The organism is Devosia sp. ZB163 (assembly GCF_028613635.1).
Taxonomy (GTDB): Bacteria; Pseudomonadota; Alphaproteobacteria; order Rhizobiales; family Devosiaceae; genus Devosia_A.
The window spans coordinates 745,890-769,457 of sequence record NZ_JAQRMY010000003.1 but is presented as its reverse complement, the minus strand read 5'-3'; the positions used below and the strand labels follow the sequence as shown (position 1 = coordinate 769,457).

Below are 23,568 nucleotides of genomic sequence, written 5' to 3'. Positions count from 1 at the left end.
CGCGCGGCTATTCGCTATCGCTTGGTGCTTTCGACGATCTTGCGGGCGAGGACGCCGGCCTTGTAGGCACCGCTGAGAGTGGCCTCGCGCGCCTTCGCCTTGACCTGGGGTGTGAGCAGCAGGGGCGCCGCGGCGATTCCGGCCCGGACGACCGGATGAGCGATCGCGGTACGCGCCAGCGCGGCAACGGTCAGTGCGCTGCGAATGATCGACATCGGCGGGCCTCCCGAGATTGGTTCTGGACAATATCGACGATGCGGCCGCCATTCGCAAGTCCGCGGCCAATGACAAAGGGCCCCGCAGGGCCCTTTGAGATCAATTGGTGACAGAGCTCAGTGCTCGACCTTGGCCCAGAGCTTGCGCTTGACCAGGTACATCAGCCCCGCAAACAGCAGCAGGAACGCGATCACCTGCAGGCCAGCTTCCTTGCGTGCCACGAGGTGCGGCTCGGCCATCCACATCAGGAAGGCGGAGACGTCGCGGGCATACTGGTCGGTGGTCTGCGGCACGCTGCCGGTCTCGCCTTCCTCGTAGGTGATGGCCCCATCGCTCAGCGGAGGCGCCATGGCGATGTTGTGACCCGGGAAGTACTCGTTGTAGTGCATGCCTTCCGGGACCGTCACGCCGGCCGGCGGCTCGTGGTAGCCGGTCAGCACCGCATGGATGTAGTCCGGGCCGCCTTCCGAGTACGCGGTGAAGTAGTTGAGGATCCACCACGGGAACGGCTGCGTCGTGCCGCGCGCCTTGGCGATCACCGAGAAGTCCGGCGGCAGGGCGCCGCCATTGGCATCGCGGGCTTCCTGCTCATTGGCGAACGGCGACGGCCAGCGATCGGCCGGCACAGCCGGACGGGTGCCGCCGGCAACGCTCGGATCGGCCACGTCGTACTCGGCCGCGAGAGCCTTCACCTGGCCTTCGGTGAACTCGGGACCACCGGGTTCGCTGAGGTTGCGGAACGCCATCAGGCGAGCCCCATGGCAGCTGGCGCAAACTTCGCGGAACACCTGGAAGCCGCGCTGCAGCTGGTTGCGGTCATAGGTGCCGAACGGCCCCGCAAAGCTCCACGGCTCCTTCTTGATCTCGGGAGTGGAGTGGCCGCCTTCCTGCGCGGCGGCCGGAGCCGCCGCGAAGAGGATGCTCACCAGCAGGGCGCCGATAATGGCTTTGGTCTTGATCATGGTTGGGCCCCGAGGTCTTAGTGCGTCGTCTTGGCCAGGGCGGGATCGGCCCCACCCACGGGCGTCGAATGCTTGAGAACCGATTCCGAGATCGAAGTCGGCAGTTCCCGCGGCGTCTCGAAGCGGCCGAGCAGCGGCAGCACGATCAGGAAGTAGATGAAGTAATAGGCCGTCGCGATCTTGGAGAGCAGCACGAAGATGCCTTCCGCCGGAGCGGAACCGAGATAGGCGAGCAGGACGAAGTTCGCCACGAACAGCCAGTAGAACCACTTGAAGATCGGCCGGAACGAGCCCGAACGCACCTTGCTGGTGTCGAGCCACGGCACGAAGAACAGCACCAGGATCGCGCCGGCGAAGAAGATGACGCCGCCCAGCTTGGAGTCGATGAAGAAGATGTTGAAGTCGATGGCGCGCAGGATCGCGTAGAACGGCAGGAAGTACCATTCGGGCACGATATGGGTCGGCGTCACCTGGCTGTTCGCCATGATGTAGTTGTCGGGGTGACCGAGGATATCCGGCGCGAAGAACACGAACCAGGCGAACGGGATGCAGAACACCACGATCGCGAACAGGTCCTTCATCGTGTAGTACGGATGGAAGGGAACCGTGTCGCGGCTCGACTTCACCTCGACGCCGGTCGGGTTGCTGTTGCCGGGCACGTGCAGTGCCCAGATGTGCAGCGCCACAACCGCCGCGATGACGAACGGCAGCAGGTAGTGCAGCGAGAAGAAGCGGTTGAGCGTGGCATTGTCCACCGCGAAGCCGCCGCGCAGCAGCTCGAGGATCGGGTTACCGATCACGGGGATGGCGCCAACGATGTTGGTGATCACCGTCGCGGCCCAGAAGCTCATCTGGCCCCACGGCAGCACGTAGCCCATGAAGGCGGTCGTGACCATGAGCACGAAGATGATGACGCCCAGGATCCAGAGGATCTCGCGCGGCGCCTTGTACGAGCCGAAATAGAGCCCGCGAAACATGTGGATGTAGACCGCGGCGAAGAACATCGAGGCGCCGGTCGTGTGGACCGCCTGGATGACGCGGCCGCCGTTCACGTCGCGGCGGATATGCTCCACCGAGTCGAAGGCGAGGCTGACATGCGGCGTGTAGTGCATCGCAAGCACGATGCCGGTCACGATCTGCACGCCGAGCATGAAGGCGAGGATGGCGCCGAAGGTCCACCAGTAGTTGAGGTTCTTCGGCGTCGGGTAGTCCATCAGGTGTTCTTTGGACCACCGGATGATGGGCAGGCGGTCGTCGATCCACTTTTCGACGGCGTTGCCGGGGACGTAGCTGGATTCGTGTGCCATCTTTGCCCCCTTAGCCGATCTTCACGAGAGTATCGGAGACGAACTCATAGGGCGGCAGCACCAGGTTCTTGGGCGCCGGACCCTTGCGGATGCGGCCGGCCGAGTCGTAGTGCGAGCCATGGCACGGGCAGAACCAGCCATCGAAGTCGCCGGATTCACCCACCGGCACGCAACCGAGGTGCGTGCAGTTCGCAATCATGATGAGCCACTGCTCGTGGCCCGGCTTGGTGCGCTGCTCGTCCGTCTCGGGATCCTTGAGGTCGCTCAGCGGTACGGCCTGGGCCTCGGCGATCTCGGCGGCGGTGCGATGACGCACGAACACCGGAAGTCCGCGCCACTTGATCGTGACCGACTGCCCTTCCTCGATGCCCGACAGGTCGAACTCGATGCTGGCAAGCGCCAGGACCGAAGCATCTGGATTGAGCTGGTTGATCAGCGGCCAGGTGACCCCTGCTACGCCAACGGCGCCCACGGCGCCGGCGGCGATGTACAGAAAGTCGCGCCGTCCCGGTTGAGGGGCATCCTGATGTGCCAGATTGGATTGCGTCGCCAAGGTAAGCTTCCGTCTATTGTGCGTTTATCACCGCCTCGGTGCCGGCCGGCGGCTGACCTGCAGCCATAGCCCACCCCGCCCTCAAGGGCGCGTGATTTGGGCGTTCTTTTGACACTATGGATACGCCTTGTCCAGCCGTGGGAAAGGTGACTTTCAACCGCTGCGACACTATAGCAACCGCCAGAAAAGATAACAAAACAAGTCAGGTTTAATGGCAATCGATCTCGCCCTCTATCAGCCCGACATTGCCCAGAACACCGGCACCCTGCTCCGGCTCGGTGCCTGCCTGGGCGTCCGCATCCACGTCATCCACCCCACGGGCTTCGCCTTCTCCGACAAAACGCTGAAGCGCGGGGCCCTCGACTACCTCGCCCACGCCGAGTACACGGAGCACGACGACTACGCCGCCTTCGAGCGCTGGCGGGCCGAAACCGGCCGTCGCCTCGTGCTCCTCACCACCAGGGCGAGCCAGACCGCATATGGCACGCATTACGCCGCCGGCGACATTCTCATGGTAGGCCGCGAGAGCGCCGGCGTGCCGGACCATGTCGCCGCGGCGGCCGACCTCAGGATTCGCATCCCGATGCGGGAGGGTTTGCGCTCGATCAATGTAGCCGTCGCCGCAACGCTGGTACTGGGAGAGGCCCTGCGCCAGACCAATGGATTTGAAGGACTGAGATGACCGAGACCAGCACCGCCGCCGAGATGGACGCACGCAAGGAGCGCGCCACCGGCTGGTTCCGCAGCTTCCGCGACCAGCTCTGCGCCGCGCTCGAAGCCGTCGAGGCCGATGTCCAGGGTCCGCACGCCGATCGCCCCGCCGGCAAGTTCGAGATCACGCCGTGGCACCGCGACGCGGGTGGCGGCGGCGAAATGGGCATGCTGCACGGCCGCGTCTTCGAGAAGGCCGGCGTCCACATCTCTACCGTCCACGGCCATTTCTCCGAGGATTTCGCCCGGCAGATGCCGCACACCGAAGCCGGCGCCGAGTTCTGGAGCGCCGGCGTCTCCGTCATCATCCACCCCTGGAACCCCCATGTTCCGGCGGCGCACATGAACACGCGCATGATCGTCACCGGCAAGTGGTGGTTCGGCGGCGGCGGCGACCTCACCCCGGTCCTCGATCGGCGCCGCACCCAGCAAGACCCCGACTCGGTCGATTTCCACGCCGCTTACCAGGCCGCCTGCGAGGCCCACGGCGCCGACTACCCGCGCTACAGGAAATGGTGCGACGACTACTTCTACCTGCCCCACCGCAAGGAGCACCGCGGCATCGGCGGCATCTTCTACGACAACCACAACTCCGGGGACTGGGACGCCGACTTCGCCTTCACCCAGGACGTCGGCCGCGCCTTCCTCGATGTCTACCCCTGGCTCGTCCGCCGCAACTTCGAGACGCCCTGGACCGAGGCCGACCGCGAAGAGCAGCTCATCCGCCGCGGCCGCTACGTCGAGTTCAACCTGCTCTACGACCGCGGCACCACTTTCGGCTTGAAAACCGGCGGCAACGTCACCTCTATCCTCTCCTCCATGCCACCCGAGGTGAAGTGGCCGTAGGACCGGGCGCGACGACCAGGGGACCGTGGGGGTCGCATGACGCTGACCGACATCGAGATCAAGGGGTTTCGGTCGGTCCGCAGGCTCCGCATGCCGCTCCGCCAGCTCACCGTGCTGATCGGTGGCAATGGCGTGGGCAAGACCAACCTCTACCGCTCGATCGAACTGCTCCACGCCGCCGCCCTCGGCAGGCTTGCCGATGAGATCGCCCGCGAGGGTGGGCTCGCCTCCATCTTCTGGGCCGGCGGCCGCAACCTCACCGACGACGGCCGCTTCGACGCGCGCTACCGGACCGACGGCTACCGCAAGAGCGAGGGCGGCTCCCGCCTAACCCTCGAGGCGCGCCTCGAGATCGACGACTTCGCCCCGACCTACGGCATCGAGCTCGGCTTCCCCAGCCCGTACGACGCCGCCTTCTCCGGCGAAGCCCAAATCAAGTCCGAGTTCCTAGACATCCGCTCCGGCAAGCGCGACGTCCGCCTGCTCGAGCGCACTGGCCCAGCCATCTGGGCCCGCGGCGCCCAGGGCGAGCGCGAGATCGTCGAAGAACGCGCCCTGGCCAGCGAAACCGCGCTCTCGACGCTCCGCGGCGGCTACCCCGAGATCGCCACCGTCCGCCAGGAACTCGGCAACTGGCGCTTCTTCCACGGCTTTCGCACCGATACGGACTCGCCGCTGCGCCGGCCCTCCCGCGCCATCACCTCGCCCATCCTCGCCTCCGACGGATCGAACCTTGCGGCGGTGTTCGCCACCCTCCGCCATATCCGGCATGAGACCGTGGACCTCGACGCTGCGATCGATCTCGCCTTCCCCGGCACCGAACTGGTCGTGCCCGAGCCCGGCGAGTTCGCCACCTTCGGCCTGATCTTCCCCGAGACGCCCAAGCGCACCTTCTGGGCCCACGAACTCTCCGACGGCACGCTGCAGTTCCTCGCCCTGATGGGCGCCCTGCTCTCCTACCGCCTGCCGCCCTTCGTCGCCCTCAACGAGCCCGAAACCAGCCTCCACCCCAACCTTCTGCCCGCGCTCGCCCAGACCATCGTCAAGGCCGCCGGCCGCGCCCAGGTCTGGGTCGTCACCCACTCCCAGCCCCTCGCCGACGCCATCGCCGAGGAAAGCGGGGTCGCCCCCCGCGAAGTCATCCGCACGGAGGAAGGCACCGGCATCCGCGGCCTCAGCCCAATTGGCGTATTCGACGATGAGTAAAAGCTCTCGCTGGCAGTATCCTCCGGCGCCAGTGTAGTCTTCGCCGATCCGATGGAGCGGTGATCACATGTGGAAGCTGACATTCCTCGTAGCGATGATGTTTTCGGCAACGTCTGTACGGTCGGCAGAGATCCCCTTTCTCAATCCGTTTGCGACGCCGCAGGAACTTGCGCTTCAACGCAGCACCCCCGAGGCCGCAACGCACCGACTGACCTTTCGGCGAACCACCAAGAACAATGACGAGGCCGATCAGGTCGCCACTGTCGTGATTGATGTTGCCAATGATTGGGCACTCTACAGCGATGGCAGCCGCACCACTCTGCACGACTACCGATTGCTGAGCTGGTTCTTCATCGATACCACCCGGGGCACCTTCAGCTCCGGTAACAAGGTCGGCAACGCGGCGTTTCTCGCGGCCGAGATCGTCAACCGCAAGGGCATGCAACGCTTGCTCGATACGGTCGGTGTTGGTGACGTCTGCGATTCGGAAACCGAATTGCGTTCGAGATTGCCCGAGGGCGACGGCTTCCGTGGCAATGTCACTATTGACCGCGACAAGACCTCGATAACCGCAACCTGCAACGGGCGCACGATTGGCACTATCCAGCTCGGCGAGGGCGGCGCTGTCCCCGCCGCACTTTGGCCGACGCTGGTGGCCACGTTACCGCTTCATCCTGCGCTTTCCGCAGAGTTCGGAGGTATGACATCGGCACCCCGCCAGTTGCAGGTGTTTTATGAACAGGTGGGAGGGTCGGTGACCGAAACCCTGACCTTGGAGGCCGCCGGCCCCAGCGCCGCGCCCTATCCGCTGACGGCCGACCTCAGAAACACATCGGCGGACCGGCTCGCGGCGACGACCACTCCTGAACTCGCCCTGACGGCGCAGGCGGCCGTTGCGGGCACTGCGGATGGCGGCGTACCGACAAGCGAGAGTTGGGGGCGGCGCCTGTATGCGATGGCACAGGAGGGCAACGGCAGCAGCGCCGTACTTGCGCTCCTTCCGACCTCAGCCATGTTCCCCGAGCTTCTCCAGGCATGCTCGGCTGAAAACAAGACCCCCGCCTGCGTGCTCTCCGCCAACCTGATTGCCTTCGCCGAGATTGAGCCCGCAGTAGGTGGGGCGCTGGCGATCGCCAGGGCAGAACAGTCGGGCGATCAGGTGATGGCGATGGCAGCTATGATGACCGCCCAGCGCTCGGACATTGCTGATGATCCGGTGCTGGGGCAGACATTTGCTCTGGCGCTAGTGAAGTTCGGCGGCGAGTTCCAGGAAGGGGCCGCCTCTGCCGGCCTGCCGTCCGATCCGTTGCCGCTGATGGTGCGGAGCATCGAGGCCTATCCCTACAATCCGTGGTACTGGACCGACCTCGCCGATCTCTACATCGCAAAGTGGGACTACGACACGGCGATGATGCTGCTTGCGGTGGCGTTCTCCCTGGACATACCGGCGGCGTCGAACCCGCTGCTGATCGCAAAAGCGCCAAGGGTTGGCGTCATCAGGCGGTCGCACCCATCTTTGTTCCTGCCAGACTGAGAGAGCCTCGCCCGACCGACCGATCACCCCAGCGGCTTGACGCCCGCAACCTGCTTGACCAACCCGCCGACATTGGCGGGCAGCTCGATGCCGAAGCTGGCCGCAAGCACCCGGACCGGCTCATAGTCCACCTTGCTCGTCAGCGTCATGTCGATCAGCACCTCGACCGCCTGTTGCGGCGTCCGCGCCGTCTTGTAAGCCCGGGCCTCGACCAGCGCCGCGAACACGTCGCACACCGTGAGAATGCGCGTCAGTGGCGCGATCTGCTCGCCCTTGAGCCCGTCCGGATAGCCGCTGCCGTCGAGCGCCTCGTGATGGTGATGCACCGCATCCATGATCACCGGCGACACCTTGCCGTGCTTCCTCAGGTACTCGTAGCCGGCGCCCGGGTGCCGCTTGATCGCCTCGAACTCCTCCGGCGTGAGCTTTCCGGGCTTGTCGAGAATCTGCCTCGGGATCGCCGCCTTGCCGATATCGTGCAGCAGCGCCGCGTTCATCAGCGCCCCGGCCTGCGCCGAGCTGAGCCTGGCGCCACGCACATAGCCGGCCGCCACTCCGGTGACGAGCAGGCAGTGCTGGAACGTCCCCTCGTGGTGCTTGCGCACGGTGTCCAGCCACTGCCCTGCGCCCACTTCGGATACGCTCGCGAGCACGCCTGCTGCCGCTAGCGAAACGCCCTGCAGCGACATCGCGCTGTCTCCCAGCAGCCCTTCGAACAGGGCCTCGAGCGATTCCTCGGCCTTGATGATCGAAACCCCGCCCGGCGCCCCGCGCAGGGACCCGGTGACACGCGGCGAGCGGCGGCGGCCCACGAACGAATACTCGCGCTGCAGTTCCGCCAGTGCGAAGCGCCTCAGCATGTGCCTTGTAGCGCCCAGCGCATTGGCCTGTACCTTGAGCAGCCTCTCGCTGTTGCCGCCGTCGACAAGATATGTGCGCTCACGGATCGCTGGCACCCTGTCCAGCGCACGCTTGAGCATCTGGATCGACTCCATGTCGCGCAGATCGGCATCCACGACGACGTGATCGACATTCTGCAGGTATTCCGGCGCAATTTCGCCAATCAGGCGCAACGGCGCGCCCAGCCGAGCCGATAGCTCCCGAGCATGTTCGAGATAGTCCACATCGCAGACGAATACGAGCCGCGAGGGACCATCATCAGATGAGTTGTGCGATTTCACGCTCATGGGCAAAATGAACTACATGCATCATCCCCATCTATGTTGCCTCTATTTCGTTTCTCTGCAGTAAATCACCGGAGCATAACCACGGCGAATCCTGCCGCGTCACCGCCGCATTGTTGTGGCCCCATCACCTGTCACCAACGAAGGAGGCTGGTCATGAAGTCTTTCGAATGTGGCACTCTCGTTCCGGGCTGCACCTGGCACACCGAAGCCGAGGAGAGCGCGGAGGTGGTGCGGCGTGCCGCCGAGCACCTGCGCACCGCGCACGAAGAGGAAGTCGTCCGCCCCAACATGATCGAGGAGATCAAGGCCCGGGTGCACGAGAAGGGCGAAGCCCTGAACTAACCCCGCGCCATCTCCAGCAGCGCCGTGCGATCGAGGGCGAAGCCGCTCTCGATCCAGGCACGTTCGAGCCGCTGCAGCTCGGCCCCCAGCGCCTTGCCGGGGCTCATGCCGATACCGACGAGGTCGTTGCCGCCGATCGGGAACCTGGGCACGTCCAGCCGCTGCAATTGCTCCACCACGGCAAGCTTGCCGGCCTCGCTCCAGTTCGAGAGCGTGGCCGCGACGTCGATTCCATCCGTCAGCGCCCCCGGATACCGGTAGGCCGCCTCGTTTAGCGCGAAGTCACCGATGAGCCCGGCGGCCGCAAGGACGCTCTCGGCCGACTTCACCTCGTCGTTCGACAGCCGCCACATCGCCCTCAACGGCTCGATGCCGGTCTCGGCGCTCACGATGGCGAGGCGCGCCGTCAGTTGCGGCTTTCGCACCCGTCGCTCATAGCTGTGCAGATGGTCGATCGCGACCTCGGGCAGATCGAGGACCGCTGCGTCGCGCATGGCGCGCAACGTCTTGGCCACGCGGTCGAGCCCGAGCATCCGTCGCATCTCCGCGCCCACGCGTTCGGCGGCCAGCCTCCCCAGCGTCCCCGCCGCGACCGTGCACGCGGCAAGCCCCTCGCGATCGAGCTGTTCGTTCCCGTGGCTCGCCGAGAAGCGGAAGAAGCGATAGACGCGCAGCCGGTCCTCGGCGATCCGTTCTGCCGGCTTGCCGATGAACCGCACCCGGCCGCTGAGGCAGTCGTCGAGCCCATGCAGGGGGTCGAACAGCACGCCGTTCATTCCGGCATAGAGCGCATTCATGGTGAAGTCGCGCCTGAGCGCGTCCTGGCGCCAGTCCGTGCCGAACCGGACGACGGCATGCCGTCCATCCGTTTCCACATCCTCGCGCAGCGTCGTCACCTCCGCCGTCACAGAATCGAGCTTGAGCGTCACCGTCCCGTGCTCGATTCCCGTCGGATAGACGGAGAGCCCTGCCCGCCTCGCCCTCTCGCTCACCTCTTCCGGCCGGAGCTCGGTGGCAAGGTCGATATCGGCCGCCGCCCGCGGGCGATCGAGCAGCGTGTCGCGCACGATCCCGCCCACGGCTCGCGTGCGGTGCGAGGAGCCATCGAGAAGCGCAAGAATGCGCTGCGTTTCCGGCCGCATCAGCCACTCGGCGCGCTTGAGGCGGCTCTCGATGTCACGTGGCTTGATCAACCGGTCTCCGGGCTCAGCGCCAGATCATGGAAGCGACGCGTTAGGTTCGCTGTTATGCCCCAGATGACAAGCCCGCTGTGCTGGATTTGCCACGAGTTGTGTTCCTTGCCGTTCCGCTTGATGCGGAACGTCGTGTAGCTGCCGGGCGTCATCAGGTAGTCGAGCGGCACCTCGAACACCGACCGCACCTCCCCGGGATTGGGCACGAACGGCCCGCTCGGTTCGACCAGTGCCACCACCGGCGTGATCAGGTAGTTGGTGCCGGTGAAGTAGAGCGGCAGGAAGCCGAGCACCCGCGCATCCCTGCGTTCCAGTTGCACCTCTTCCCACGCTTCGCGCAGCGCCGCGTCGGCGGCATCGCGATCGGTCGGGTCGATCTTGCCGCCCGGAAAGGCGATCTGCCCGGAATGGGCGCGCAGGTCGGGGGAGCGCTCGGTGTAGAGGATCGACAGCCCCCCGGGTCGCCGGATCAGCCCGATCAGCACCGCTGCTGGCACGGGCGGCCGCGTGTGCGGAATCTCCGGCGCCCAGTCGGGCAGCATGGCTGCGCCAGCGTCCAGCGGCTGCGGTTCACGCAGCAGCCGGTTGCTGATTCTCGTAATGAGCGCGTCCTCGTCCTGCACCGGACACCATTCTCGGAGCGTGATCGGGAAAAGCTGCGGACCAATCCGCCACGATCGCGCGACCAACAGAAGCGTTTATGACCGCTTGCCCGCTCCGAATGCCTTGATCGGCCCCGAAAGCCGCGCGGCCATGGTGGGATCGGCAGAATAGACCAGCACGCGCGCGGGGTCGACTGGTCCGGGGAACTCGATCGCCCCCAGTTCCGTCGGCACCCAGCCGAGCGGGCAATAATAGTCGCGGTCACCGACGAGCAGCACGAAGCCGCCCTCCCCCCGCTCGAGCGCGAGACGCGTGACTTCGCGCGCCAGCAGCTTGCCGGCGCCGCGCTTGCGGAAGTTCGGATGCGTCGCGAGCGGCCCCAGGAGGTACCCGTCGAGACCGCCCACGCTGATCGGCGTCATCCACACCGACCCGCAGGCGATGCCGTTCACTTCGGCGATGAGGCTCAGCGACGGATCGATCGGGAAGCGCTCGCGCACCCGGAACGCCGTACGTGCAAAGCGCCCAGGCCCGAACGCAAGGGCCTGCAGGGCTTCGACGAACTGGTCATCTTCGGGAGTGGCGAGCCGGACATCGGGCGAGCCCGGTTGCGGAGGCGCTGCCTCGGCAGCGACGAAAACAGACGGCGCGGTCATGAATGGGTCCAGGAACTGGAGACAAGGACATACGTGGCCGGCATCAGCGCTGCCGGGCGAGCGACCATCACGGTCGTCGGATCACGTAAAAAGCCTTCTCCATCCTGGGCGCCTCCTGACGCCTGAAACGCGCATTAGCACCCAGCCGGGCAATGCGTCCACGCAAAATTATGGACATGCAGCCGAAAATCAAGACCGCTCTCCTCCGATGTCGCGCCCCCGCGCAAAATCGCCGGCCGCCGAGCTAAAGACCGGTCGTGGTGATAGTGAGGCGACAGGCAGACAATGCGACCGGGCTACAAGCTGCAAATGCCCCTCTCGTTCGCAAGGGAAGGCGCTCTTGGCGTTGGCAATGAAGCAGAACAGGCCGGCGCGTCGAAGGAGAACGGCGCCCCTTCGACGCTCCGGTGATCAGGCGGCCAGGCCTTCGGCGCGCAGCGCCTCCTGCGTTGCCGGGCGGGCATCGACCGCGGCCATCAGGGCGGACAGGCGCGGGTAGGCAGCGAGGTCGATCAGGCCCTGGCCCCAGCGCACGATGGTGTAGGCATAGGCGTCGGCCTGGGTATATGCGCCCAGCATATAGGGACCGCTCTCGGGCAGCATGGCTTCGAGCTGACCGAGGCGTCGCGTGATTTCGGCGACCACCGCTGCGCGTTCGTCCGCGGTCATGTTCGGCTTGTAGAGGCCGCCGAAGGCCTTGTGCAGGTCGCCGATGAAGCCGAGGGCCTCCTGAAGCCGTGCCCGCTCGAGGGTACCGACCGCCGGCTTGAACGCGGCAATGCTGGATGCGTCTCCCACCCACTGCAGGATGGCTGGCCCCTGTGTCAGCACGGTGCCCTCGGCGATCTCGAGAGCAGGAACGGCGCCCCTGGGATTGATCGTCAGGTAGTCGGTGTTGGCAGCGGTCTTCTTGGCCCGCAGGTCGACGGCTTCCGTCTCGAAAGGCTGGCCGATTTCGTTGAGGATGATATGCGACGCCAGCGAGCAGGCGCCGGGCGCGTAGAACAGTTTCATTGGTAACCTTGGTAGTTGTGTAACCCAGCCGAATGACTGCCCCTGCTTGCTAGGTCACGGCCATCCACACCGCCAGTGGGAGCGGCAATATGTCCTCGCCGCCCGTGGACTAGTGAGAACTAACCCTTCTGCAATGCGCGTTGAAGGAGCGCGGTCGAATAGAACTCGTACGAGGCCGCCTTGTCCGGGAAATCGATCAGATGGACTGTGAAGCGGCAGGGAACCCCATTTTCGGGAAGGTGATCGGCGAAGAAGGCTGAGTACGCCTCGGCGTAGGCTTTCCGAAGGCGATCCTGCTCAGCAGCATATCCGGCGGGGTCGGCGAGGATGTTCGGGGTCTTCGGTTGGGCACCGAACGCGTGCATCTCGATGAAGTCGATATCCTGCAAGGACGAGCAGATTCCCGCCTCGACCAACCACTTCTCCCAGCACCTGAAGACCAGCGCGACTTCCTGGTGGGGATCCATCGACACGAGTTCGCTGAGTCCCAATACGCCCTTGGCTGAGTAGCCACCTGTCAGACCAGCGAAATGAATCTTGAGGTCGCCATCCGCCTGTTCCTCGGTGACCAGCGCCGAGAGAACAGGTCGATCGCCTTCATAGTAATAGGTGAGTTTGCCGCGCTTGCGGACATTGAATGCCATCGATGATTTCCTGGAGACTTGATCAGCTTGTCAGAACCTGCCGCAATCGAGCAGCAACGACATCGGCCTCTTCGCTCGTCAGCGTCTGCGGATTCAAGGCTATGGCGTTCGGTTCCAGTGCAGCTACCTCAATCCAGACATCGCCGGTCTTGAGTTCGTCAACGACCTGGTCGCGCGTCTTCCTGAATCCGGCATCGAGACGAACGATTGCGCGGGCGTGAGGTTGACCAGCTTCACTTGGGAAGCCGCGTTCCGTCGTCACTCCCGCGATTCCGGCGAGCCCTCCGATCCAGTTCTGGACGACCGACTCGTAGCCTTGGAGAACCGCGTCTTCGTCCTGATCCAGCGTGTACCGGACGGCGGCCAGCATTCCGGCGAGTTCTTCCTTTCCGACTTTCAGAGGTCGACCGATGCCCTGCGTTGGCGCTGAAAGTCGGCGGCAACCTGCGATCAATTCCCTGGTCCCAAGAACCAGACCGGCAGATTGCGGCCCACGGATACCTTTGCCGCCACTGAAGACGACACCCTCGCAGCCGAGGGCCTTTGTGTAGTGCCAGAAACTCGAAACCGGTGGAATCTGGGCAGCGGCGTCAACCAGAACCGGGACGCGGTGCTTCCTGGCGATCGCGATGACATCCTCGATCGGCGGAGATTTCGCTGCCAGCGCCCCGGCAAACCAGACCAGGCACGCCGTACGGCCGGTTATGGCCGCCTCGAACGATTCGAGTGTGTCGTCGCACTCAACGAGAGAGGCGCCGGTCTGAAGAATCGCGAAGTCGTAGCCGTTACGCTGCGAAGTGAAAACGATGGCTTCGTTCTTGGTGATGCCCTTGAGCATTGGATACGCCATCGGATCGGGTTCGTTCGGCGCTGCCATGAGAGTCGCGACCGCGAGCACGATCCCGCCTGCCGCACCTGAGGAAACGAATGCCGCGTCATTCCGGGTGAGCTCGGCGATACGGTCGCCGACCCGCGTTTGAAAGAGTGGCAGATCGACAAATGAGCCAGCAGCCGCATTCATTGCCGCGAGGACTTCCCCGGGCATGCGCGATCCACCAAGTTTGGTGAGTGTTGCTGACGCGTTGATGATCGGCTTGATGCCCAGGTCTTCGTAGATGCCCACCCGCAGAACCCCCTCGCGAAAATGGCGAATCCATTCGTTGGGCGTCAGCCTACCCATTGCGGACGGCTGCTGCATTCACCGATTCTGCCCGAATGACGTGCTTGAGCACAAAGGCGATCTGCCCTTCGGCGAACTTCGACGTCGTCAGGGAACTCTCCCGCTCCCGGCCAGGGGACCGGGTCGCGGCTTCCCTGCCTTCGGGTTTCATATGCTCGAAAGTTCCGTGTTGGCCGCACAGCTGGACCTGGTGCCGACATCAAACGAACCGATCTAGTCGGACTGCTGATACAAACAACACCGGATGCCTCCGGACGTCGCATTGGGCCAGAAGCGGCCATTTGCGGCTCGGCCTTCGCAACAATCACCGAGTCCGTTCGAGAAGCGCGCGAATGCGGCGGTCCCACTCCGGGTTGTGACGGCGCATCGGTTCGAGCGCGTCGTTCCCTTTGACCTGCACGTCACCTGCCAGTCGCGCCGTGCTCCGAGCATTGTCCCACTCGCCCCGCGCCGCATGGCAGCAAGCAAGGGTCAGCAGCAGCGGCTTCGAGTCCGGGCGGATCTTCAGGGCAGCGCGAGCGGTGTCCAGTGAGGCAACCGTGTCGCCTGAGAAGAAGTGGGCAAGGGCAAGCAGGTTGAACCAGACTGGGTTCTGGGGATCGTGCGGATTTAGGCGGAGGCCATGGGCCAGCGGGCCGATGGCGGCCTTGGCATCACCGCTGAACAGCTGCGACATGCCAAGCACGAGGTGTCCAAGCGCGAAGCTGGGGCTCAGTTCAACGGCCCTCTCGGCAGCAAGCACAGCCTGCGGCTGGCGGTCTGAATAGACCGAGATGATCGCCAGCGCATAGTGCGAGTACGGGTTCTGGCCGTCCAGGTAGATGGCCCGCAATGCCGCCTCCAGCCCCTCCCGAAGGTCGGCCTCGGCATCGGTCGACCACCCGTAGGCGACAAGACCGGCGTTGACCCGCGCCCTCCAGAACTGCGCCTCAGCTAGGGCTTCATCGCGCGCGCACGCGGCGCTGAACAGCCTGCGAGCCTCGACATGCGTCGGTTTCGACACCTTGTGGAAATTCCAGGTGCCCTGCCGGACAAGGTCCCAGGCTGTCAGGTTGCCGGTGTGATGTGCGACGCGAATGGAATCTCGCCTCAGCAGTTCGGGCTCGACTGCACCCGCCACCCGCTCGGCAATCGCATCCTGGACGGCGAAGATCTCCGAGTCCTCGATGTTGTACTGCTCGGACCAGACCGTTGTGCCGCTGGCCACCTCGACAAGGTCGGCTGTGACCCGCACCCTGTGCCCGGCGCGGCGGACGCTGCCCTCGACCAGAAACGACACGCCCAGATCGCTGCCGATGGCCTTGGGATCCTTGCCGAGGCCCTTGTAGGCGAAGCTGCTGCCGCGCGATGCGACCAGAAACCATCTGAATCTCGAAAGAGCGGTGATGATGTCGTCGGTGATGCCGTCGACAAAGTATTCCTGCTTCGGATCGCCGCTGACGTTGTCGAACGGTACCACGGCGATCCTGGCTCGTGGCGAACGAGTGACGGGATCGAGCCCCGCCGAGGGACTTTCCTCCGACGCCACCTCGCCGGCGAACCGATAGCCGACCCGCGGCACCGTTTCGATCCACGCCGTGCCGTCGGGGGCCGGACCGAGAAGCTTGCGAAGCGCGGCGATCTGGACGGAGAGATTGCTCTCCTCGACGGCCAGCCCCGGCCACGCAGCTTCCATCAGCTGCGACTTGTCGACTGCCTTGCCACGGGCAGCCAGCAAGGTCCCAAGCATGGCCATGCCCCGGGCGCCGACCGCAAGCGGTCGCGCATCACGGGTGAGCCGTTCGCGATCGACATCAAGGACATGAGAGCCGAATACGAAGCAGCGCGAGGACATTTCCCCCAATGCGTTTTCGGAACTTCTCGCAGGTTTTCGGAGCCGGCTTCAAGACAACGACCGGCCGCAGCCGCCAGGATGCTCCGAGGTTCATCCCGGAGGAAACTGGCATGATCACCGAGCGTCAGGCAAAGGTAATCCGTGGTGCCGGCACTCCGGCACAGGCTGAGCAGGGTTCGATCTACTCTGCTGGCGTCAGCGCCGAGACGGCTGGCGCCGCCGGGCTGTGGCTGGGCATCATTTCCCTGCCGCCCGGCAGGCGTACCAGCGCGCACCTTCACGCAGCGCACGAGTCCGCCCTCTTCATGATGAGCGGAGGCGAGGTAGAGCTTTTCACCGGCGCCAAACTTGAGCACCGCGATGTCATTCGTCCGGGGGACTACCTGTTCATCCCGGCTGGGCTGCCGCACGTCGCGGTGAACCCTAGCGACACTCCAGCCGTGTTCATGGGCGCGCGCACCGATCCGAACGCCAACGAAAGCGTCGTCATGCTGCCCGAACTCGACGCCCGTCTCGTCGAAATGGCGCGACTGACCTAAGGAGGTGCAGGCACGGATTGCCAGGCAGCGACGACCGGCCACCGACTGTCCGTGCCCCTCTCACCACAACCCCGGCACATCCCGCGCACCCGCCGCAACCTCCGCCACCCTCCGCGCCGTGCCGGAGTTCACCCCCTCGGGCAGCGCGTCGAAGGCAAACCAGCCGATCTCGGCGATCTCGCCGTTGGGCCGGAACGGCTTCACCTGTCGATGCGCGCGCGCCACGAACACCGCCACGTGGTCGCGGTCCGTCGCCTCGTGCTTGTGCAGATAGAGCCCGAGCATGCTCATGGGCCCCTCGACGCGGAAGCCGGTCTCTTCTTCCGCCTCGCGCCGTGCTGCTTCCTCGGCCGTTTCGCCGGGTTCGACGCCCCCGCCGGGGAAGTGCCAGCCTGGCGTGTAGGTGTGCCGGAGCAGCAGCACCCGGCCGTCGTCGACCAGCACTGCGCGCGCACCGAGCACCATACGGCGGCGAACGCCGACCAGGAAAAGGTGCGCAGTCGTCCGTGCCCGCTGCCAGCGGCTCATCTTCATGGGCATGCCTCTCTTGAACAGGCAAATACCTACGGCACAAACTAAGGCATTTCCATGCACCGCTCCGCATGGCATTACCCCGGCAATGATAACGCTCGCCCACCTCTCCGACGTCCATCTGGCGCCGCTGCCCCCCGTTCGGGCGCGGGACCTGATGAGCAAGCGGATCACGGGCTTCCTCAACTGGAAGATCAAGCGCGAGAAGACGCTCGCGGGCGAAGGGCTGACCAAGCTCATCCGCCACATGCGCGAGCAGAACCCCGATTTCACCGTCGTCACCGGCGATCTCGTCAACCTCGCGCTCGATGCCGAGATCAACGCCGCCTACAACTGGCTCGAGACCGTCGGCCCGCCCGAGCAGGTCTGCATCAGCCCGGGCAACCACGACGCCTACATCAAGGGCCAGCTCCAGAAGGCCATCGACCGCTGGGACGGCTACGTCACCGGCGAAACGCTTGACGACCACGCCTTCCCATTCGTGCGCCGTGTCGGCGATGTCGCCATCGTCTCGTGCAACAGCGCCGTCCCGACCGCCCCCTGGATCGCCGCCGGCAAGTTCGAGGAAGACCAGGCCGAGCGGCTCGCACGCTGCCTGAAGCTGCTCGGCGATGGCGGCTACTTCCGCGTCGTCCTCATCCACCATCCGCCCAACCAGGAACAGGCCCATCCGCGCCTTGGGCTCTATGGCGCCAAGCGCTTCCGCCGGGCCATCGCCGAGAGTGGCGCCGAGCTGATACTGCACGGCCACACCCACCAATCCTCCATCTATGCGATCCCCGGGCCCAAGGGGGATGTCCCGGTCGTCGGCGTCGCTGCGGCCGGTGCCGCCCAGGGCGAGACCGGCGGGCACGATCCGGCCCGCTACAACCTGTTCTCGATCCAGCGGCTCGGCACGTCCTGGCAGTGCACGCTGCGCGAGTTTGGCTTTCAGCGCCTTTCGACCGATATTGTGCTGCGTCTGAGCCTGAGGATCTACTGAGCGTGAGCGAGACCTTCTTCATCGAGCACCCCGTCTTCGACCCGTCGACGGGCACCGCGACGTTTCGCTATCGGCTCGATAGCCTGTCCTTTTCCGAAGTGCTGACCTTCCCGTCGGGCGGCGACATGACGGTCGTCGCCACCCCGTCCTTCATGAAGCTGCTGCAGCTCACCGCCATCGTCCTCGGCGTCAGCTACTTCAAGCTCCGCGCCCCCCTCAAGGTCGTGGTGCCCTTCCCGGTGACAGTGCGCGAACACGACTTCGCGCTCGACGTCTACGAGAACGGCCTCGCCGAGTTCTATGCCCGCAACAACCTGATCCGCTTCGGCCAGATCGAGATCGACGATCCCGAGGACCACGGCCCGCCCCCTGCTGCGCCGCAACTCGAGGACCGTGCCCTGCTGCCCATCGGCGGCGGCAAGGACTCGCTCGTGAGCGTCGAGCTGCTCGAGGCGGCAGGCATCGACTACACGCCCTTCGCGGTGAACCCCAAGGGCCCGATCCTCTCCAGCATCGACCGCATCGGCCGCAGCCCGCTCTACGTCTCGCGCCGGCTCGATCCGGAGATGATCCGGCTCGGCAAGGAGCCCGGCTACTACAACGGCCACGTACCCTCGACGGCGATCAACTCGATGATCGCCGCGCTCACCGCCCTCCTCTTCCGGCACAACCGGATCATCCTCTCCAACGAGCGCTCGGCCAGCGAGGGGAACGTCGAGTTCGACGGGCGGCAGGCGAACCACCAGCATTCCAAGTCGCTCGACTTCGAAAACCTCATCGCCCGCGTACTGTCCGAATCCACCGGCGGAAGTCTGGGCTACTTCTCGCTGCTTCGCCCCTACTCGGAAGCCAAAATCGCCCGGTTGTTCACCCGGGTACAGCGCTTCGACCACGTGTTCTCGAGCTGCAACGAGAACTTCAAGCTCGCCGGCAACACCGGCCCGCTCTGGTGCGGCAACTGCCCCAAATGCCACTTCGTGTTCCTGATCTTCGCCCCGGTGATGACGAAGGAACGCCTCGTCGGCATCTTCGGCCAGGACCTCCTCGCCCAGCCCAGCCACGAGCGCAGCTTCCGCGAGCTGACCGGCCTCGCGGGCCAGAAACCGTGGGAATGCGTAGGTGAAATCGAGGAAGCCGCGGCCTGCCTCTACGCCCTTACCCGGATGCCGGAATGGGAAAATGAGCCAATCGTTTCAACGCTCAAGCCCGATCTCCTGACTCAGTACGGCCAGATCCGCCTCGAGGATGCCCTTGCCGAGCTGATGATCAATAGCCCAGAACATCTCATCCCGAAGACCATCTTCGAGCGAGTCGCACCGCATGCGCTTTGACGAACCCGTCCTGCTCTATGGCGCCGGCCGCGAGGCCCGCTCGACCCGCGCCTTCATCAAGGCCAGGGCCCCCGGCACCCATGTCTATGTCACCGTCGACAGCGGCGAAGCCGATGTCGAGGAAACGACCTTCATCGCCCCTGCCGACCTGACCCAAGCCATTGAATCAAGGCTCTTTTCCACCATCGTGAAGAGCCCCGGCGTCTCGCGCTACCGGCCCGTCTTCGCCGTCGCCCGTGAGGCCGGCATTGCCGTCACTTCCAATCTCAACCTCTGGGGCGAGGCCTACCGTGAGGGCCGAAAGGTCATCGCGATCTCCGGCACCAAGGGCAAGTCGACCACCGCCACCCTCGTGCACCTGATGCTGACGGAGTCCGGCCTCGACGCCGGCCTCGCCGGCAATGTCGGGCTCGCCCCGCTCGAGATCGCCGACAAGCACCAGATCGTCGTCTTCGAGCTCTCGAGCTACCAGACCGCCGACATGGCGTTCACGCCCGATATCGCAGCAATTACAAACCTTTCGCCCGAGCACACGGACTGGCATCGCAGCGTCGAGCGCTACTATTCGGACAAGCTCAACCTCATCGATCGCGACGCCCCCTTCCCCGTCGCCCTCGGCGTCGGCGCGCTGGACCATCCGCTGGTGATGGAAGCGCTGCGCGACCGGAAGCGCCTCATTCCCGAGCTTGCCCCCTTCATCCACGATCGCATCGCCGCGGCCGTGGCGCGCTCGCGCCTCAAGGGCGAGCACAACCTCAACAACGCCCTGCTTGCCGCCCAGATCGCGCTCAAGGCCGGCGCCGACCTCGAGGGCGTGGTCCGTGGCATCGCCCGGTTCGCCCCGCTCCCGCACCGGCTGGAGGAACACAAGGTCGGCGAAGTGACCTTCGTCAACGACTCGATCTCGACCACGCCCGAAGCCACCAAGGCGGCGCTCGCCGCCTATCAGGGCGGCCGCATCGCGTTGATCGCCGGCGGCCACGAGCGGCACCAGGACTACTCCGAACTCTCCCAGCTCCTCGCCCACCGCGGCGTCACCGTCCTTGTCTGCCTCCCCGTGACCGGCGACCGGCTTGCGACGCTCACCTACGCCGCTGCCCCGGAAATCGAGGTCATCGAAGCCGGCACGCTCGATGATGCGCTGAAGGCTCTCGCCGGCCGGCAGGCGAAGTTCGAGACGGTGATCCTGTCGCCGGGCGCCCCGAGCTACGGGCAGCTCGAGACGGCCGGCAAGGCGTTCAGGAATTTCGAGGAACGCGGCGCCGCCTTCGTCCGGCTGGCAGAAAAGTACTTCGGCGCCTGACGGTCAGGTCGGCGGGTCGCGCGGATCGATGACGACGCGGCCGGCCACGCCGCCGACAAGCATCTTGTCGGCCAGCCCAGGCACATCCTCCAGCCGCGCCTCGGTCAGGAGCGGTTCGAACGCAGCCGGCACGAAGAGGTTGGTCAGCCGGTCCCAGGCCGCGACCCGCTCGTCATAGGGCAGCATCACCGTATCGACGCCACACAGCGATATGCCGCGCAGGATGAACGGAATGACGCTGGCATCCCAGTTGCGGCCGCCGGCATTGCCCACCGCTGCAACCACCCCGCCATGGCTGATCTTCTTGAGCACTTCGCCCAGCAGTGGCCCGCCGACATTGTCGATCGCACCGGACCACGTCTCCCTGTCGAGCACCTTGCCACTCGGCGTAAGAATCTCGTCTCGGGCAACAATCCGGCTGGCGCCGAGACGCATGAGTTGCTCGCCAAGCTCGGGACGCCCGGTGAGGGCGGCGACATCATAGCCCAGCCGGGCCAGCAGCAGCACGGCGATGCTCCCGACGCCGCCGCCCGCGCCGGTCACCAGCACCTCGCCCTCTCCGGCCCGGACGCCTTCAGCCTGCAGCCGGTTGACCGCGAGCATGGCGGCGAGGCCAGCCGTACCCAGCATCATCGCCGTGCGCGTCGAGAACCGCCGCGGCAGCGGCACCAGCCAGTCGGCATTGACCCGCGCGCGCTGCGCATAGCCGCCCCAGCGTGTCTCCCCGACCCGCCAACCTGTGAGGATCACCGCCTGGCCCGGGTGGTAGCGCCCATCGCTGCTCTCCACCACGCGCCCGGCGAAGTCGATGCCGGCGACGTGCGGATATGTCTTCACCAGCCCGCCTTGCCCGCTGAGGCACAGCGCATCCTTGTAGTTGAGGCCCGCCCAATCCACCGCAACGAGAACATCGCCTTCCGGCAACCGTGTCTCGTCGACCTCCTCCACCCGGCTGGTCACCCCGCCGGTCGAGTTGCGGTCGGTGACGAGGGCGGTGAAAGGCATGGACACTCCGGTCAGTACGGGCCGTTCAGTGCCGCCTGGTCGATTCCGGCGGCGGCGAGCTCCTTGCCGATCTGGCTGACAAGCTCGGCATCGCCCAGCCTCTGGCGAAGCACTGGCAGGATACCGAAACGACGGAAACGCGTCACTTCCAGCAATTGTGCAATTGATCGGTTCAGCACGTCGACCGAGTTCACCCTGTGGGCCGCCACCGCGGCGATCACCGACCCGAGTTCGGCGTCGCCGACCGTCAGGAGTTCTGCCTCAGCCAGGGCCCGTGCATTGTCCCCGCTGCGCAGCGCATTCACCGCCGTCGCCTCATGGTACCAGTAGGGTGGAGCGATGGAACGCCGCAGCGCCTCCTCGGCAAGGCGCTCGCCGCGCTCCGACTCGCCGTTGAGCGACAGCATCCGCCCATAACCCGCCAGCGCGTCGAGATCGGCCGGGTTGAGCTGCAGAGCCGAGATGAATGCGGCCTCCGCCTCCCCGAACCGACCGACTTCGTCGAGGTAGAACGCATACTCGCGCCAGACCTGGCTGGACGTGGGCGCAGCCCGCAGGGCGGCGGTCAGCTGCCGCCCGGCCTGGGCGATAGGCTCGGGATCCGGGCGATCCGGCGGCTGAATCCTGAACGTGGCATCAAGCAGCAGGCTGGCGCTCATCGACAGCGCTGCCGCAGATTGTGGCTGGAGGCGCAGCAGTCCCGACACGCACGTCCTTGCCCGATCGTAGGCAGCATCGCCTCCGTGGTCGCGATAGAGCGAGAACAGCAGCGAGCACAGATATTCGGTCTCGCTGCCGCTCAGGTCAGGATTGGCCTGGAGCCAGGCAATAGCCTCTGCATGCAGCGGGCCGCCTACGGCTCCCAGTTGATCGGCGAAGGCCTGCGACAGCCGGTCGAGACTGCCCGCGACTGACTCGATGGGCACGCTCTGCGTCATGCTCCAGACCGCAGTATCCGAGCCTGCGCGCTTGAGACTCGCCGTGATCTGCACATCGCTCCCCTCGGTGCGCGCAATGCCCGTGAGTTCGTACGGAGCGGACGCGCCAGGGCCGGCTATGTCGAGGCGCGGCAGGTAAGTCGCCTCGATATAGGGGAAGAGATCGAGATCGGTGACGAGTTCGACAGCCAGCCCGGCGACGCTCACCGCCGGTTGCCCGCCCGCCGCCACGGAGGTGAACTCAGCCACCGCCACCTGCGGCGGCTGTGGGACGCCCTTCCGCACCGGTCGCGGGGCCAGGACCTGTGTCAGCGCCAGCGCGACTCCCAGCGCCACGGCGACCAGCAAAACGACCAGCACGATGTCCTCGATCTGGGCCAGAAGCGGCTTCGCCTCCTCGCGCTTCGCATCCCGGCCCATGAGGGGCGCCGCCGGCAGTGATTCACCCACCGCTGGAGCGACGCGATCCTCCGGACCGACGAATTCCGGGATGTAACGTCCCACCGGAAGGTAAAACCGGACCGTCTCGCCGGCTCCTTCTGTGGCATAGTATTCCTCGAGCGCCGCGCGCAGCCGGCGAGCCTGAACCCGCACGATCGGATCGCTCTGCGGGTCGAAACTTTGCGGCCGTCCGAACACGTCGACAGCGATCGCGTAGGCCTTGATTCCGGCCTCGTTCCCGTTGAGCTTTGCCTCGACTATGTAGTTGAGAAACTTCGCCAATTGGGGCGAGCGCGCCAGACCAGGCCACTCCCGCACGCGTGCGAGGGCAGCTTCGATCTCGGAACGAGACGGCAGCGTTTCGGCCAACTGGACCCCCACACGGGCACTCCTGATCAGACTCAGCGATTTACATGTTAATCGCAAGGCACGTTACGGCCTTGTTACCCCTGTTTGCCTACCCCTACTGTCGTCGAAGCATCATATGGGCCTCGTCGCAGCAAGGTGCAG

At 65.5% G+C, this 23,568-nt stretch carries 24 protein-coding genes; 9 read left to right on the top strand and 15 right to left on the bottom strand.

Features of this window, described 5'->3' with window-relative positions; all coding sequences use genetic code 11:
• Positions 1 to 14: 14 nt before the first annotated feature.
• The 4 genes from PRN20_RS17555 to petA form a co-directional block, all read right to left on the bottom strand.
• Positions 15 to 215, bottom strand: a complete 201-nt coding sequence (locus tag PRN20_RS17555) for a hypothetical protein (RefSeq protein ID WP_273958903.1) — start codon at positions 213 to 215, stop codon at positions 15 to 17.
• 117 nt (positions 216 to 332) lie between these two features.
• Positions 333 to 1,178, bottom strand: coding sequence for a cytochrome c1 (locus PRN20_RS17550; protein ID WP_273958902.1), 846 nt, complete (start codon positions 1,176 to 1,178; stop codon positions 333 to 335).
• A gap of 17 nt (positions 1,179 to 1,195) precedes the next feature.
• On the bottom strand, positions 1,196 to 2,485 hold the full coding sequence (locus tag PRN20_RS17545) for a cytochrome b (RefSeq protein ID WP_273958901.1): 1,290 nt from the start codon (positions 2,483 to 2,485) through the stop codon (positions 1,196 to 1,198).
• Between the two features lie 10 nt (positions 2,486 to 2,495).
• The gene (gene petA, locus PRN20_RS17540; RefSeq protein ID WP_273959051.1) at positions 2,496 to 3,020 is read right to left on the bottom strand and encodes a ubiquinol-cytochrome c reductase iron-sulfur subunit; all 525 of its coding nucleotides are present in this window, start codon (positions 3,018 to 3,020) and stop codon (positions 2,496 to 2,498) included.
• A 229-nt stretch (positions 3,021 to 3,249) separates the two neighbouring features.
• On the opposite strand from petA, the gene PRN20_RS17535 reads away from it, so the two are divergent.
• The 4 genes from PRN20_RS17535 to PRN20_RS17520 all read left to right on the top strand — a co-directional run bounded on the left by PRN20_RS17535 (position 3,250) and on the right by PRN20_RS17520 (position 7,335).
• Complete coding sequence (locus PRN20_RS17535) at positions 3,250 to 3,720, top strand: tRNA (cytidine(34)-2'-O)-methyltransferase (protein ID WP_273958900.1); 471 nt, start codon at positions 3,250 to 3,252, stop codon at positions 3,718 to 3,720.
• Positions 3,717 to 4,595: an oxygen-dependent coproporphyrinogen oxidase gene (gene hemF / locus PRN20_RS17530; RefSeq protein ID WP_273958899.1), complete on the top strand. Its 879-nt coding sequence runs from the start codon at positions 3,717 to 3,719 to the stop codon at positions 4,593 to 4,595. The genes PRN20_RS17535 and hemF overlap by 4 nt, the downstream gene beginning before the upstream one ends.
• Positions 4,596 to 4,631: 36 nt before the next feature.
• Positions 4,632 to 5,801, top strand: a complete 1,170-nt coding sequence (locus tag PRN20_RS17525) for an AAA family ATPase (RefSeq protein WP_273958898.1) — start codon at positions 4,632 to 4,634, stop codon at positions 5,799 to 5,801.
• Positions 5,802 to 5,868: 67 nt separating this feature from the next.
• Complete coding sequence (locus tag PRN20_RS17520; RefSeq protein ID WP_273958897.1) at positions 5,869 to 7,335, top strand: hypothetical protein; 1,467 nt, start codon at positions 5,869 to 5,871, stop codon at positions 7,333 to 7,335.
• A gap of 23 nt (positions 7,336 to 7,358) precedes the next feature.
• On the opposite strand, the gene PRN20_RS17515 is transcribed toward PRN20_RS17520, so the two are convergent.
• On the bottom strand, positions 7,359 to 8,408 hold the full coding sequence (locus PRN20_RS17515) for an HD-GYP domain-containing protein (protein ID WP_273958896.1): 1,050 nt from the start codon (positions 8,406 to 8,408) through the stop codon (positions 7,359 to 7,361).
• Between the two features lie 267 nt (positions 8,409 to 8,675).
• Here PRN20_RS17515 and PRN20_RS17510 point away from each other — a divergent pair, with 267 nt between their 5' ends.
• On the top strand, positions 8,676 to 8,864 hold the full coding sequence (locus PRN20_RS17510) for a DUF1059 domain-containing protein (RefSeq protein ID WP_273958895.1): 189 nt from the start codon (positions 8,676 to 8,678) through the stop codon (positions 8,862 to 8,864).
• On the opposite strand, the gene PRN20_RS17505 is transcribed toward PRN20_RS17510, so the two are convergent.
• The 7 genes from PRN20_RS17505 to PRN20_RS17475 all read right to left on the bottom strand — a co-directional run bounded on the left by PRN20_RS17505 (position 8,861) and on the right by PRN20_RS17475 (position 15,988).
• Positions 8,861 to 10,057 carry a CCA tRNA nucleotidyltransferase gene (locus tag PRN20_RS17505; protein WP_273958894.1) on the bottom strand — a complete coding sequence of 399 codons (1,197 nt, stop codon included), beginning with the start codon at positions 10,055 to 10,057 and terminating at the stop codon, positions 8,861 to 8,863. The two genes, PRN20_RS17510 and PRN20_RS17505, sit on opposite strands and share 4 nt — an antisense overlap.
• The gene (locus PRN20_RS17500) at positions 10,054 to 10,680 is read right to left on the bottom strand and encodes a CoA pyrophosphatase (protein WP_273958893.1); all 627 of its coding nucleotides are present in this window, start codon (positions 10,678 to 10,680) and stop codon (positions 10,054 to 10,056) included. The genes PRN20_RS17505 and PRN20_RS17500 overlap by 4 nt, the downstream gene beginning before the upstream one ends.
• A 75-nt stretch (positions 10,681 to 10,755) precedes the next feature.
• A complete protein-coding gene (locus tag PRN20_RS17495; protein ID WP_273958892.1) occupies positions 10,756 to 11,316 on the bottom strand; it encodes a GNAT family N-acetyltransferase in 561 nt (186 codons plus the stop codon).
• Between the two features lie 411 nt (positions 11,317 to 11,727).
• Positions 11,728 to 12,330, bottom strand: a complete 603-nt coding sequence (locus PRN20_RS17490; protein WP_273958891.1) for a glutathione S-transferase N-terminal domain-containing protein — start codon at positions 12,328 to 12,330, stop codon at positions 11,728 to 11,730.
• A 119-nt stretch (positions 12,331 to 12,449) separates the two neighbouring features.
• Positions 12,450 to 12,974, bottom strand: coding sequence for a hypothetical protein (locus PRN20_RS17485; RefSeq protein ID WP_273958890.1), 525 nt, complete (start codon positions 12,972 to 12,974; stop codon positions 12,450 to 12,452).
• 22 nt (positions 12,975 to 12,996) lie between these two features.
• Complete coding sequence (locus tag PRN20_RS17480; RefSeq protein WP_273958889.1) at positions 12,997 to 14,172, bottom strand: aminotransferase class V-fold PLP-dependent enzyme; 1,176 nt, start codon at positions 14,170 to 14,172, stop codon at positions 12,997 to 12,999.
• Between the two features lie 286 nt (positions 14,173 to 14,458).
• Positions 14,459 to 15,988 carry a winged helix-turn-helix domain-containing tetratricopeptide repeat protein gene (locus tag PRN20_RS17475; RefSeq protein ID WP_273958888.1) on the bottom strand — a complete coding sequence of 510 codons (1,530 nt, stop codon included), beginning with the start codon at positions 15,986 to 15,988 and terminating at the stop codon, positions 14,459 to 14,461.
• Positions 15,989 to 16,098: 110 nt separating this feature from the next.
• Between PRN20_RS17475 and PRN20_RS17470 the strand changes: the two genes are divergently transcribed.
• Positions 16,099 to 16,527: a cupin domain-containing protein gene (locus PRN20_RS17470; protein ID WP_273958887.1), complete on the top strand. Its 429-nt coding sequence runs from the start codon at positions 16,099 to 16,101 to the stop codon at positions 16,525 to 16,527.
• Positions 16,528 to 16,587: 60 nt separating this feature from the next.
• Here PRN20_RS17470 and PRN20_RS17465 read toward each other — a convergent pair whose 3' ends face one another.
• Positions 16,588 to 17,061, bottom strand: coding sequence for an NUDIX domain-containing protein (locus PRN20_RS17465; protein ID WP_273958886.1), 474 nt, complete (start codon positions 17,059 to 17,061; stop codon positions 16,588 to 16,590).
• Between the two features lie 85 nt (positions 17,062 to 17,146).
• Between PRN20_RS17465 and PRN20_RS17460 the strand changes: the two genes are divergently transcribed.
• The 3 genes from PRN20_RS17460 to murD are packed head-to-tail and all read left to right on the top strand — an operon-like array spanning position 17,147 to position 20,674.
• The gene (locus PRN20_RS17460) at positions 17,147 to 18,040 is read left to right on the top strand and encodes a metallophosphoesterase family protein (protein ID WP_273958885.1); all 894 of its coding nucleotides are present in this window, start codon (positions 17,147 to 17,149) and stop codon (positions 18,038 to 18,040) included.
• A gap of 2 nt (positions 18,041 to 18,042) precedes the next feature.
• A complete protein-coding gene (locus tag PRN20_RS17455; RefSeq protein ID WP_273958884.1) occupies positions 18,043 to 19,371 on the top strand; it encodes a hypothetical protein in 1,329 nt (442 codons plus the stop codon).
• Complete coding sequence (gene murD, locus PRN20_RS17450; protein ID WP_273958883.1) at positions 19,361 to 20,674, top strand: UDP-N-acetylmuramoyl-L-alanine--D-glutamate ligase; 1,314 nt, start codon at positions 19,361 to 19,363, stop codon at positions 20,672 to 20,674. Before PRN20_RS17455 ends, murD begins: the two co-directional genes overlap by 11 nt.
• A 3-nt stretch (positions 20,675 to 20,677) precedes the next feature.
• Here the strand turns inward: murD and PRN20_RS17445 are convergent, their stop codons facing one another.
• Both PRN20_RS17445 and PRN20_RS17440 read right to left on the bottom strand, forming a co-directional pair.
• Positions 20,678 to 21,679: an MDR family oxidoreductase gene (locus PRN20_RS17445; RefSeq protein WP_273958882.1), complete on the bottom strand. Its 1,002-nt coding sequence runs from the start codon at positions 21,677 to 21,679 to the stop codon at positions 20,678 to 20,680.
• 11 nt (positions 21,680 to 21,690) lie between these two features.
• Positions 21,691 to 23,427: a tetratricopeptide repeat protein gene (locus tag PRN20_RS17440; protein WP_273958881.1), complete on the bottom strand. Its 1,737-nt coding sequence runs from the start codon at positions 23,425 to 23,427 to the stop codon at positions 21,691 to 21,693.
• Positions 23,428 to 23,568: the final 141 nt, after the last annotated feature.